Source organism: Polaribacter staleyi (assembly GCF_038024045.1).
Lineage (GTDB): Bacteria > Bacteroidota > Bacteroidia > Flavobacteriales > Flavobacteriaceae > Polaribacter > Polaribacter butkevichii.
On sequence record NZ_CP150665.1, the window covers coordinates 589166 to 602077 of the forward strand.

Sequence of the window (12912 nt, forward strand, 5' to 3'; positions counted from 1 at the left end):
TCTAGCAAATTTAACGATTACAATGCATAGAATTTGTACCAAGAATACCTATTTTAAGTTATTAAATTGTTCTCGATACACTTTTTAGCAGCTTAAAATCACTCGAACTGACATTTTAGAGTTAAAAAAGCTCTAAATACACAACAAGTTCATAGAAATATCCTTTTAATTTGATGTTCAATAAATTTTACACATTCTTTCTTATAAAGAATCTAATAAATTCACTTTCAAATTTAATACCTTTATCACTTAATAATTTTGATAGAGATGAGAATAGAAAATGAATTAAAATTAGGTTTTAAAGATGTAATGATTCGCCCTAAACGATCTACCTTAAAATCGCGTTCGCAAGTAAGCTTAGAAAGAGAATTCACTTTTTTACATAGTGATGTTGTTTGGAAAGGAATACCAATTATGGCTGCTAATATGGATACTGTTGGTACTTTTGAAATGGCAAAAGCACTCTCTAAACACGGACTTTTTACAGCAATTCATAAACATTATTCATTAGAAGAATGGACTGATTTTGCTACCAATGCAGATGCTAAACTATTAAAAAACATAGCTGTTAGTACTGGTACAGGAAAAGAAGATTCTGAAAAAGTAAAACAGATTTTAACTAAATTTCCACAAATAAACTTTATTTGTGTAGATGTTGCCAACGGATACTCTGAACACTTTGTAAACTTTGTACAAAAAATGCGCAAAAACCATCCTAATAAAGTAATTATTGCGGGTAATGTTGTTACAGGTGAAATGGTAGAAGAATTACTTTTAGCTGGCGCAGATATTATAAAAGTAGGTATTGGTCCTGGTTCGGTTTGCACAACTCGTGTAAAAACAGGTGTTGGTTATCCTCAATTATCTGCAATTATAGAATGTGCAGATGCTGCTCATGGTATGGGTGGGCAAATTATTTCTGATGGAGGTTGTAAAATTCCTGGAGACCTTTCTAAAGCTTTTGGTGGTAGTGCAGATTTTGTAATGTTAGGAGGTATGCTTGCAGGTCATAAGGAAAGTGGTGGTGAATTAATTGAAAAAAATGGAGAAAAATTTAAAGCTTTTTACGGAATGAGCTCAACCACAGCCATGAATAAACATGTTGGTGGTGTTGCAAATTATAGAGCTTCTGAAGGTAAAACTGTTGAAGTTCCTTATAGAGGAAATGTAGCAGCAACCATTATAGATATTTTAGGAGGAATAAGATCTACATGTACCTATGTTGGTGCTAGCAGATTAAAAGAATTAACCAAAAGAACCACTTTTATCCGTGTTCAAGAACAAGAAAACCAAGTGTATTCTTCATGAAAAAATTAAAATTAATTTCAGCCATATGTTTCTTGTTCATTGCTATTTCTTGTAAAAAAGAAGTTGTAAAAGTTGATGAAAAAACAACAGCTGAAAGTCCTGTTAAATATGCCAAAGGGTTTGATATTGTAGAGGATAATGGTATTAAAAAGCTCATTATAAAGTCTGCATACCAAAACTCTAAAGAAGTTACTGAATATCGCATAATAAAAAAAAGTGACCCAAAAGTAAGCTCTAAGAATGCCATCTACACTCCTATTCAAAAAATTGTGGTGACTTCAACAACTCATATACCTATGGTAGAGTTGTTAAATAAAGAAACGAGCATTGTAGGTTTTCCGTATGCAAAGTTTATCTCATCAAAAAAAACAAGAAAATTAATTGATGCTGGCAAAATAGCTGAAATAGGGAAAGAAACCTCTTTAAACACAGAAATTTTATTAGATCAACAACCAGAATTAGTGGTGGGATATAGTGTTTCATCTGCAGACAAAAGTTTAACAACCATTAAAAAGGCAGGCATAAATGTAATTTATAATGGAGATTGGCTAGAAGAATCTCCTTTAGGAAGAGCTGAATGGATTAAATTTTTTGGCGTTCTATTTGACAAAGAAAAACAAGCAGACAGTATTTTTAAAGTTATAGAAAGCAATTATTTAGATGCTAAAAAAATTGCTTTAAAATCTAATAAAAAACCAACTATTCTTTCTGGTGCTATTATGAGTAAAGATATTTGGAACTTACCTGCAGGAGAAAGCTTTGTTGCTACTTTTTTTAAAGATGCTAATTTAGATTATCTCTGGAAAAACACAAAAGGAAAAGGAAGTTTATCTTTAAGTTTTGAGAGTGTTTTTGAGAAAGGACTAAATGCTGAATTTTGGATTGCTCCTGCTCATTTTACCTCTAAAGAACAAATGATAAAAAGTAATTCTTTGTATACAGAATTCGATGCTTTTAAAAATGATAAAATCTATACTCCAACAAGTTTAAAAGGTAAAACAGGTGGTATTATTTATTATGAATTGGCACCTACTAGACCAGATTTAGTATTAAAAGATTTAATTAAAATAGTACATCCAGAAGTACTTAAAGAGTATCAATTTACTTTTTATAGAAAATTAAAATAATATTTTTTCATGAAAAAACTGCGACCAAAATCTAACATTGATGAACTTTGTTACCCTTTTATGTACGAAGAATCATCACTTTGTGATTACGAAATAGAAACAGACCAACTTACGCGTATGGTTGCTTGGGCTATTGATGAACTTTCTAAATTAAAATTAGAGTATTCCAATAACAAAGAGTTAGAAAACTTAGCACAGGAACTTAATTGGTTATTACCACTTTGCTATCATCTTAATGGTTCTATAAGAGGTAAATTGGCCATCACAGAAAACGATCATCAGCAATTGTTAGCATATTACAGAAATATGAAAATAATTGTAAAAGATGACATTTCTGGTTTTGTTTTACCAGGAGGAACATCTCCCGTAGGGATTTTAAATCAATGTTCTTCCCTTTCAAAAAGAGCAATTAGATTAATGGTAATTATTCATAATAAAGAAAAAATAGAAGTTGCAGATATTTTACCCAAATTTGCGAATTTACTTTGCAACTATTTTTTTACAGCCACAATTCTAATCAATAAAATAACAGGCTTTAAAGAAACTCCTTTTATTAGTAAAAGCTATTAATAATTTAATTAACTTTTTAATAAAAACGGAAATAAAAAAACCTTCTATATTTCTATAGAAGGCCTTATATCGTATTATTTTGGGGGATAATAAGTACACTTCAAAATTAGTATAAATATCATTTAATTTTAATAATTTAACGGGTAGTATTTGGGTAGTTTATGGGTAGTTACCTTTGTAAAACACCTATAAATGCTGATTTTTTGCTATAACTAGCGCTTCTTTTCTACTTTTAATCTGTAATTTTTCATAAATGTTTTTTACATGAAATTTTACAGTATTTACTGATATATTTAATAAATCACCAATTTCTTTATTCGATTTTCCTGCCACAATTAATTGAAAAATTTCATCTTCTCTTAAACTTAAAACGGTTTCTAATTTTTCTATAGTCAACTGTTTTTCATCAGAAATCTCTTCAGATAAATTTTTAAGTTCAAGAGAATAAGATATAATTCTTTCTCTCATAAAATCATTTTCTTTCTTTAATGCTTTCATTCTATATAATACCGCAAAAGAAAGAATTGTCATTTCTAAAAAAGCGCCAATTTTAATATTAATGGCATTAATATCAAAAATAGAAAAACCAATAAGTTTTAAAATAAAATAATCGATTCCTGAAAAAAGAATGAGTACATAAGCCAATGCTAATATTTTATTATAAAAATTTTTATTGAATAATAAAATGGTAACAATCCAATAAGATAGAAGTAATAAAAATACAAGTGCATTAAGCGTAAGAAAATAATAATAACTTTTAAAAATATAATAAAGGATGGCACTGGTAATAATTACACCTCCAATTACGTAACTATATTTTTTTAAATGAGGGTAATATTTATCTAAAAACAAATAACTATTGACAAATTTAGATGAAAAATAAGCTAAACACGTATAATTTAAGACAACAATAACGTCAATGAGTTTTTGATTAATGTCGTAAAAATTTAACATACCATCCATGGTATAAATACCTAAACACGTAAAGCCTAAAAACAAAGCATAATACAAAAAAGCATCATCTTTAAACAATATATAATAAAATAAATTATAAAAAATTATTACAAAAACAACCCCATAATAAAAACAATTTAAGATAAGTTGATGTTTTTGTTTTAAAAAAGAAACTTCTTCGGTGTCAAACTCAATAGGAAAATAAGAATGAAGTTTGGGTATTATTTGTATATAAACATCGTTATCCCTAGAAAAACGGTACGTTAAATATCTTTGATGAGAAAGTTTTTCTGCTTTATTAAATTCTTGATAAATATTTGCAGCATTATATCTATCATACGCAAGTCTAAAAACATATTTTGAAGTAGTTTTATGCGTTGGTATTTTAAACCAATAAGTAGCGTTTGTATAGCCTTCGCTTATTTGATTCTCTAACAATTGAAACGGTTTCTCTTTTACCTCTTTTAATGTAAGTGAATTATTCACATCTTTATAGAAATACACATCCTTTTGTGAAAATCCATTAATATGATACCACAAAATGAAAATAAATAAAATATACCTCATTAAATAGCCTTTTGTAAAGCGATTACTTTTATTTCAATCATAAAAAAATTACTGTTGCTGTTGCTGTTGCTGTTGATTTATAATAGATAGTTTAAAAGCTGCTGTGGCATGAATTGTAGCTGTATCAAAAACAGGAACCAAAACATCTTCTTGCTCAATTAACAATGGAATTTCTGTACAACCTAAAATAATACCTTCTGCCCCATTTTCTATCAATCTATTAATAATCTTCAGGTACGCTTTTTTTGAAACAGGATTGATATTTCCAATAGAAAGTTCGTCATAAATTACTTGATGAATTATTTCTCTTTCATCCTCAGCGGGAATCATAGTTTCAATACCAAAAGAACTTAAAACATCAATAAAAAAGTCTTTTTCCATGGTATATTTTGTTCCTAATAAAGCCACCTTTTTCACCTTTTGTTCTAGGACCCTTTTAGAAGTTGCTTCTGCAATATGTATCACCGGAATAGTAACTACTTTTTTAACGGCATCAATGCACAAATGCATAGTATTAGCACAAATTAAAATACAACTTGCCCCAGCTTTTTCTAAACTTTTTCCTGCTTCTGCCATTAATTCATCTAACAAATCCCATCTTCCATCTTTTTGAAGTTTAGCTATTTGTCCAAAATCAAAAGAATTTATAATTACTTTTGCAGAATGAGGTTTCCCTAAATTATTAGCATTTAGTTGATTTAAAATTCGGTAATATAAAATAGTCGACTCAGGTGTTATACCACCAATTAAACCTATTTTTTTCATAATTTAGTTTTAAAACAGTTTCGTTTGATTTTCATCATCTATTTTCTTCTGTTCGGCTTTTTTTCTTGCTATCGATTTTTGCAAAGCAATTTTTGCTTTTTCTTCTGCAGAAAGTTCTTCTAATACAGGTTTTTTAGTTTCTGCTTCTGGCACCTCAATTGGCAATTCATCTTCTATAACTTCTTCATCTACCACCTCTATTTCTTCAGATGTTTCTTCTTCTGGCTCTTCAAAAGGTAAAGGTTCTAATAAATTAACTTGTTTTATTTTCTCTGTTGTTAATTGATTTCCTTGTGCTTTTATCCCTTTAACCGCTATAAATTCTTCAAAATTAACTTCTTCATTCTCTAAACTTCGTTTAGAATAAACTACTTCTGCTATAGGTCTATAATCTGTGGCAACAATTTCTAACTGACTTTTAGCATGATCAGAAATAAATTCTTCTTCTTTTTCTGGTGTTTCTATTAAAAAGCGTTTTACATAATAACGTTCTTTTTCTCCATCAAAATATATAGCAGAAATGGGTTTGTTAGGTTTCCATTTTTCTAACACAATCATATCATCTTCAAAATGCATCGCTAAATTTGGTTTTACCGCTTTTGCTTTTCCACTTTGTGTAATAATCAATAATTTATCTTCTGCTCTAAATTCTCCTAACAACTCGCCTCTTTCATCAACATTTAAACGTTGTACAGCATCATCAAACCAAATTTTACGTGGCTTTAACGTAGAAACTCCTTCAGATTTAAAATCGACACTTTTAATTGCATATTTTGTAATTCTATTTCCTCTAACCGCTCTTCCTTTTACAGCTAAATCGGCAAAATCGATATCCCATTTTAGTTTTTTTACACTCCCCACAGAGCGCAAATTAATAGTAACAACTTCTGCTTCTCCGTTTAAATTTGCACTAAAATAATGAACAATAGAACCTTTATTTCCGTTTGTTAAATCGTATTCTTTATCTCTTGTAACAGCAGTAACATTAAAACGTTTCATGTAAGATGGTCCTCTAGCACCATCTCTATACATGTAATTATACACTGTTCTTTTATCTTTCTTTTTAAAGATTGCAACGTGTATAATATCTTTACCAACAAAGGTCTTTGCATCTACTTTAGACACCATCATTCCTCCGTCTTTTCTAAAGATAATAACATCATCAATATCCGAACAATCGGTTACAAATTCATCTCTTTTTAAAGAAGTTCCAATAAAACCTTCTTCTCTATTTACATAAAGTTTTGCATTGTTCATGGCCACTTTTGATGCTACAATATCATCAAAAATTCTTATTTCTGTTTTACGTTCTTTTCCTTTTCCGTAAGTATCTTTTAAGCGTTTAAAATAATCTATTGCAAAGTCTATTAAGTTGGCTAAATGGTCTTTAACCACTGCAATTTTATCTTCTAAACTTTCTATAAATTGTTTGGCTTTGTCAATATCAAATTTAGATATTTTTTTAATTCTTATTTCTGTTAAACGCGTAATATCATCTACAGTAATTGCACGTTTTAAATGTTTTATGTGTGGTTGTAAACCTTTATCAATAGCTTCTATTACACCTTCCCAAGTTTCTTCTTCTTCAATATCACGATAAATTCTATTTTCAATAAAAATACGTTCTAAAGAAGAAAAATGCCACTGTTCTTCTAATTCGTTTAACTGAATTTCTAGTTCTTTCTTTAACAACTCTACCGTTAAATCTGTAGAATGTTTTAGCATTTCAGAAACTCCAACAAATACCGGTTTATTGTCTTCTATTGTACATGCTAAAGGAGAAATAGAAGTTTCACAATTGGTAAACGCATACAATGCATCAATAGACTTATCTGGAGAAACATTTGGTGGTAAATGCACTAAAATTTCTACTTCTGCTGCCGTATTATCTTCTATCTTTTTTATCTTAATTTTACCTTTATCATTGGCTTTTAAGATACTATCTATTAAAGTTGTGGTGGTGGTAGAAAACGGAATTTCGTTAATCACCAACGTTTTTTTATCTAACTGAGAAATTTTAGCACGTACACGAACTTTACCCCCTCTTTTACCATCATTATAATGGGTAAAATCTGCAATACCACCTGTTAAAAAATCTGGTACAATCTTAAAACTTCTCCCTTTTAAATATTTAATAGAAGCGTCAATTAGTTCTATAAAATTGTGTGGCAATATTTTAGTAGACAAACCTACCGCAATTCCTTCTGCACCTTGCGCTAACAATAACGGAAACTTTACTGGTAAATCTATCGGCTCTTTTCTACGTCCATCATAAGACATTTTCCACTCGGTTGTTTTCGGGTTAAAAACAACATCCAACGCAAATTTAGATAATCGAGCCTCTATATAACGAGAAGCCGCTGCCCTATCTCCTGTTAAAATATTCCCCCAGTTACCCTGCATATCAATCAGCAATTCTTTCTGACCAATTTGCACCATGGCATCTGCAATAGAAGCATCACCATGTGGGTGATATTGCATAGTATGACCAACAATATTCGCTACCTTATTGTAACGTCCATCATCTAAATCTTTCATAGAATGCATAATTCTACGCTGCACAGGTTTTAACCCGTCTTCTAACGACGGAACCGCTCTTTCTAAAATTACATACGAAGCATAATCTAAAAACCACTCCTTGTACATTCCTGTAACCTTGGTAATGGTTTCTTCTTGGGGCGAATCTAATTCTTCATGCTGATTCGTTAATTCTTCTTCGTGTTCGTGTTCGTTTATATCTTCACTCATTCTTTTTAAACGTTTAATTGTTTAATCGTTTAACTGTGTATTTCTATATTTTGGGCGTTCCCTAAAAAGGTCGGGCTTTACGCTACAATCTTTTTTTTGTATCAGTCATTGTTAAGATTTTTTTTTACTACCTATGGCAATCTCAATTTAATAAAAAGATTGCTTCGTTCCTCGCAATGATACTTTAAACAAAAAAAAGGATTTTCACTTCAATCCCTAACGCAGGCATACTTGCAAACTATTTGCTTTTACCTTTATCTATTTGATACCCAATTTTTGTTCTTTCTGTTTTTTCATTTTGAGAAAAGTTTTTCACTTTCTGTGACCATCTCAATTTTATTAAAGAAATTGTTTCGTTCCTCGTAATGACATTTAATAAGAAAAAACTAATTCTATATATTCTCTTTTATTGTTGGTTACTTTCTTTTTAATCTTCTCAATTTCCAATCGTAAACTTAAATTATTACTTAATAATTCTCGCTTTTTGGTAAAATCCAGATCATTTTAATATTTACAGCAATCGCTCTATCACTATTTAAAACACTCCATAACATTGCAACTCCTTGTTCTGTAAAGATTACATATAAATATATATTTCCTCCACAACTTGAGGTGCCAAATTGGTTCCTCTTGTTTTCATGCTTACTCCTTGTGTTCTTTATCTTTAATTTGCATAGAAATTATAAACAATGCACCCGATAAAACGCCAAAGAATGCTCCTGAATTAGATTTGCTAGACATATTATTCCAATCTATTTGAAACAACCAAAACAATAAAAGCAACGCAAAAATTCCGGTAAAAATGTTCTTAATTTGTTTTTTACTAAATTTCATCTTCCTCTACATAATCCAATTCAACCTTTAAATTATCTATAATAAACTTTTGTCTATCTGGAGTATTTTTACCCATATAAAACTCTAACATTTGTTCAATAGACATTTCTTTATCTAACATAACCGGATCTAATCGAATGTCATTTCCAATAAAATGCACAAATTCGTTGGGAGAAATCTCTCCCAAACCTTTAAATCGTGTTATCTCTGGTTTTCCTCTTAATTTATCAATTGCTTCTCGTTTTTCATCATCAGAATAACAATAAAACGTTTGTTTTTTATTACGAACCCTAAATAACGGGGTTTCTAAAATATATAAATGCCCTTCTTTTATCAACTCAGGAAAAAATTGTAGAAAAAATGTAATTAACAATAAACGAATGTGCATACCATCTACATCGGCATCGGTTGCAATTACAATATTGTTATAACGCAAATCTTCTAAACCATCTTCTATATTTAAAGCTGCTTGCAATAAGTTAAACTCTTCATTTTCGTACACAATCTTTTTACTTAATCCGTAAGAATTTAAAGGCTTTCCTTTTAAACTAAAAACGGCTTGTGTATTAACATTTCTAGATTTTGTGATAGAACCAGAAGCAGAGTCTCCCTCTGTAATAAATAAAGTAGATTCTAAATATGCTTCTTTTTTTGTGTCGCCTAAATGAATTCTACAATCGCGTAATTTTTTATTGTGTAAACTAGATTTTTTTGCTCTGTCTTTTGCTAATTTTCGAATACCCGAAAGTTCTTTTCGTTCTTTCTCTGCCTGAACAATTTTTCTATGAAGTGCATCTGCAACATCGGTATTTCTATGCAGGTAATTGTCTAGCTTTGTTTTTAAGAAATCATTAATATAAGTTCTTACCGTTGGTAAGTCTCCTCCCATATCTGTAGAACCTAATTTTGTTTTTGTTTGACTCTCAAAAACAGGTTCCATCACCTTAATTGCAACGGCAGAAATAATAGATTTACGAATGTCTGAAGCTTCAAAAGCTTTACCATAAAACTCTCTAATTGTTTTTACAATTGCTTCTCTAAAAGCAGATTGATGCGTACCTCCTTGTGTGGTATGTTGCCCATTTACAAAAGAATGATATTCTTCTGAATATTGCGTTTTACTATGTGTTATGGCAACTTCTATATCATCGCCTTTTAGGTGAATTATTGGATACAACATATCGTCTATATTGTTATTATCTTCCAATAAATCTTTTAATCCGTTTTTAGAAAAAAACTTTTCTCCGTTAAAAATGATGGTTAAACCTGGGTTTAAATACACATAATTCTTTAACATTTTTGCTACATATTCATTTCTGAATTTGTATTTCTTAAAAATTTCTTCATCCGGAATAAATGAAACTTTTGTTCCTTTACGTCTAGATGATTCTTCTAAGAACTCTTGATTTTCTAAGTTTCCTTTGCTAAATTCTGCAGAAGCAGACTTCCCTTCACGAGAAGATTCTACTCTAAAAAAAGAAGAAAGTGCATTTACTGCTTTTGTACCCACACCATTTAAACCAACGGATTTTTTAAACGCTTTAGAGTCGTATTTACCACCCGTATTCATTTTAGAAACCACGTCTACCACTTTCCCTAAAGGAATTCCACGTCCGTAATCTCTTACGGTTACTTTACTTCCGTGAATAGCAATTTCAATGGTTTTACCTGCGCCCATTACATATTCATCGATAGAATTGTCTAAAACTTCTTTTACAAGAATATAGATTCCATCATCTGCAGAAGAACCATCTCCCAATTTACCAATGTACATTCCTGGACGCATTCTTATATGCTCTTTCCAGTCTAAAGACCTGATATTATCTTCGGTATATTTTGTTTCTTGACTCATGAAATGTCTTACTGTTGTTAGGTTTGAAGCCTCGCTAAAATAACATTAAACTCGCTAAAATAAAATACCTAAGTTAATTAGTTATCAACAGGATTTCAACGAGCTTTTTAATGTAAAAATCACAGAAAAAAACAATATGTTATATTTTTAAACAAGTAATTGTTTACCCAACAATTTTAGTACTTTTGAAGCCTCATATAAAATGAAACAAAGTGGAAAATACTCAATTGATAGCGTTAGCAAATAAATACGGAAGTCCTTTATATGTTTACGATACAGACAAAATAGAATCGCAATACAACCGATTAACAAATGCTTTTAGTAGCGTTAAAAATTTAAAGTTAAATTATGCTGTAAAAGCACTTTCTAACATTAATATTTTAAAGTTCTTTAAAAATTTAGGTTCTGGTTTAGATACGGTTTCTTTTCAAGAAGTTCAATTGTGCTTAACAACTGGTATAGAACCACATGATATTATTTATACACCTAATGGAGTTTCTTTATCGGAAATAGAAGCGGTAGCAAAATTAGGCGTTCAAATTAATATTGACAACCTTAATATTTTAGAACAATTCGGACAAAAACACCCTAACATTCCTGTTTGTGTGCGTATCAATCCGCATATTATGGCGGGTGGAAATTCTAAAATTTCTGTAGGTCATATCGATTCTAAATTTGGTATTTCAATTCACCAAGTACCACACATTAAACGTGTAGTAGAAAATACAGGAATGAACATTAACGGAATACACATGCACACAGGTTCTGATATTTTAGATATCGATACTTTTTTACGTGCCTCTGACATTTTGTTTGATGTGGCTAAACAATTCGAAAATATCGATTTTATCGATTTTGGAAGTGGATTTAAAGTACCTTATAAAGAAGGTGATATTTCTACAGATATTGAGCAATTAGGCGTACAACTTTCTGAACGTTTTAATGGTTTTTGTAAAGAATACGGTAAAGACATTACACTAATGTTTGAACCTGGTAAGTTTCTAGTTTCTGAAGCGGGTGTGTTTTTAGCTAAAGTAAACGTTGTAAAACAAACAACTTCTACGGTATTTGCGCATGTAGATTCTGGTTTTAATCATTTGGTAAGACCAATGATGTACGATTCTTATCACCATATTACCAATATTTCTAATCCAACAGGAAGAGATCGTTATTACTCTGTGGTAGGTTATATTTGCGAAACAGATACTTTTGCTTCTAACCGAAGAATTTCAGAAATTTCAGAAGAAGATATTTTATGTTTTCACAATGCTGGTGCATACTGTTTTTCTATGGCATCTAACTACAACTCGCGCTATTTACCTGCAGAAGTTATGGTGCATAAAGGAAAAGATTATTTAATTAGAAAAAGACAAACAATACAGGATATCTTACACAACCAAGAAATCATTGATTTTTCTAAAGAAAAAAGCGCTAAAAAAACAACTAAAGATCAAAAAGTAGACGCTTAAAAAACGTATTTTATAACTGATAAATCCACCAAAAAATATATTTTTTGGTGGATTTTTTTTTTATATTTACTTACACGAATAAAAACAAAATTAAACATGAAAATTCTAGGAATAGGAAGTAACTACGTTACTGATTTAAAAGATATTGAAGAAAAAAAGAAAGGGAAAAAATTTATATTTTCGAAACCAGAATCTAGTTTAGCTATTAATTGTGATGTAGAATACCCAAGTAGCATTACAAATGAATTAATTTACGAAGTAGAATTAGTTGTTAAGATTGGTAAAGAAGGAAAAAACATTGCCAAAGAAGATGCCAATTCTTTTATTTCTGAAATTGCTGTAGGAATCGACTATACAGCAACAGATATTTTAAAAGATGCAAGAGAAAGTAAATATCCTTGGGAGTTTGCCAAAGGTTTTGATGGTGCTGCACCTATCTCTAGCTTTAAACCCGTTTCTGATTATAATTTAGGGGATATAGATTTCGATTTAAAAATAAATGGTTTAGAAAAACAAAAAAGTAATACCGCATATATGATTAACGATTTTGCTGATATTATTGTTTTTATATCAAAATATATGACCTTACAACCTGGAGATTTAATTTTTACAGGAACACCAGCACTAGGTAAAGGAGAAATTTTTAAAGGAGATCAATTACAGTGTTCTGTTAATGGAGAATTACTATTAGATTTTAAAATGATATAGTTTTATATTG

At 30.1% G+C, this 12912-nt stretch carries 10 protein-coding genes; 5 read left to right on the top strand and 5 right to left on the bottom strand.

Annotated elements, in window-relative coordinates:
• Window positions 1-267 precede the first annotated feature (267 nt).
• Genes WHD07_RS02305 through WHD07_RS02315 form a run of 3 tightly spaced genes read left to right on the top strand, consistent with a single transcriptional unit; the run spans window position 268 to window position 3005 of the window.
• Window positions 268-1308, top strand: a complete 1041-nt coding sequence (locus WHD07_RS02305; protein ID WP_343329888.1) for a GMP reductase — start codon at window positions 268-270, stop codon at window positions 1306-1308.
• The gene (locus WHD07_RS02310; protein WP_343329889.1) at window positions 1305-2435 is read left to right on the top strand and encodes an ABC transporter substrate-binding protein; all 1131 of its coding nucleotides are present in this window, start codon (window positions 1305-1307) and stop codon (window positions 2433-2435) included. The genes WHD07_RS02305 and WHD07_RS02310 overlap by 4 nt, the downstream gene beginning before the upstream one ends.
• A 9-nt stretch (window positions 2436-2444) precedes the next feature.
• Window positions 2445-3005 (top strand): hypothetical protein, encoded by a 561-nt coding sequence (locus WHD07_RS02315; RefSeq protein WP_343329890.1) that lies wholly within the window; start codon window positions 2445-2447, stop codon window positions 3003-3005.
• 186 nt (window positions 3006-3191) lie between these two features.
• Here WHD07_RS02315 and WHD07_RS02320 read toward each other — a convergent pair whose 3' ends face one another.
• The 5 genes from WHD07_RS02320 to WHD07_RS02340 all read right to left on the bottom strand — a co-directional run bounded on the left by WHD07_RS02320 (window position 3192) and on the right by WHD07_RS02340 (window position 10725).
• On the bottom strand, window positions 3192-4526 hold the full coding sequence (locus WHD07_RS02320) for a LuxR C-terminal-related transcriptional regulator (RefSeq protein WP_343329891.1): 1335 nt from the start codon (window positions 4524-4526) through the stop codon (window positions 3192-3194).
• Between the two features lie 48 nt (window positions 4527-4574).
• Window positions 4575-5291: an aspartate/glutamate racemase family protein gene (locus WHD07_RS02325; RefSeq protein ID WP_343329892.1), complete on the bottom strand. Its 717-nt coding sequence runs from the start codon at window positions 5289-5291 to the stop codon at window positions 4575-4577.
• Window positions 5292-5300: 9 nt separating this feature from the next.
• The gene (locus WHD07_RS02330; RefSeq protein WP_343329893.1) at window positions 5301-8039 is read right to left on the bottom strand and encodes a DNA gyrase/topoisomerase IV subunit A; all 2739 of its coding nucleotides are present in this window, start codon (window positions 8037-8039) and stop codon (window positions 5301-5303) included.
• A 642-nt stretch (window positions 8040-8681) separates the two neighbouring features.
• Window positions 8682-8873: a hypothetical protein gene (locus WHD07_RS02335; protein ID WP_343329894.1), complete on the bottom strand. Its 192-nt coding sequence runs from the start codon at window positions 8871-8873 to the stop codon at window positions 8682-8684.
• Window positions 8863-10725, bottom strand: a complete 1863-nt coding sequence (locus tag WHD07_RS02340) for a DNA topoisomerase IV subunit B (RefSeq protein ID WP_105048718.1) — start codon at window positions 10723-10725, stop codon at window positions 8863-8865. The genes WHD07_RS02335 and WHD07_RS02340 overlap by 11 nt, the downstream gene beginning before the upstream one ends.
• A gap of 212 nt (window positions 10726-10937) precedes the next feature.
• On the opposite strand from WHD07_RS02340, the gene lysA reads away from it, so the two are divergent.
• Window positions 10938-12194, top strand: coding sequence for a diaminopimelate decarboxylase (gene lysA, locus WHD07_RS02345; RefSeq protein WP_105048719.1), 1257 nt, complete (start codon window positions 10938-10940; stop codon window positions 12192-12194).
• 96 nt (window positions 12195-12290) lie between these two features.
• Entirely contained in the window at window positions 12291-12902 is a 612-nt protein-coding gene (locus WHD07_RS02350) for a fumarylacetoacetate hydrolase family protein (RefSeq protein ID WP_343329895.1), read from the top strand.
• The last annotated feature ends 10 nt before the right edge of the window (window positions 12903-12912 follow it).

Coding starts and splice junctions, on each gene's coding strand:
- WHD07_RS02305 (WP_343329888.1), top strand. CDS start 268: ATGAGAATAGAAAATGAATTAAAATTAGGTTTTAAAGATGTAATGATT.
- WHD07_RS02310 (WP_343329889.1), top strand. CDS start 1,305: ATGAAAAAATTAAAATTAATTTCAGCCATATGTTTCTTGTTCATTGCT.
- WHD07_RS02315 (WP_343329890.1), top strand. CDS start 2,445: ATGAAAAAACTGCGACCAAAATCTAACATTGATGAACTTTGTTACCCT.
- WHD07_RS02320 (WP_343329891.1), bottom strand. CDS start 4,526: ATGAGGTATATTTTATTTATTTTCATTTTGTGGTATCATATTAATGGA.
- WHD07_RS02325 (WP_343329892.1), bottom strand. CDS start 5,291: ATGAAAAAAATAGGTTTAATTGGTGGTATAACACCTGAGTCGACTATT.
- WHD07_RS02330 (WP_343329893.1), bottom strand. CDS start 8,039: ATGAGTGAAGATATAAACGAACACGAACACGAAGAAGAATTAACGAAT.
- WHD07_RS02335 (WP_343329894.1), bottom strand. CDS start 8,873: ATGAAATTTAGTAAAAAACAAATTAAGAACATTTTTACCGGAATTTTT.
- WHD07_RS02340 (WP_105048718.1), bottom strand. CDS start 10,725: ATGAGTCAAGAAACAAAATATACCGAAGATAATATCAGGTCTTTAGAC.
- WHD07_RS02350 (WP_343329895.1), top strand. CDS start 12,291: ATGAAAATTCTAGGAATAGGAAGTAACTACGTTACTGATTTAAAAGAT.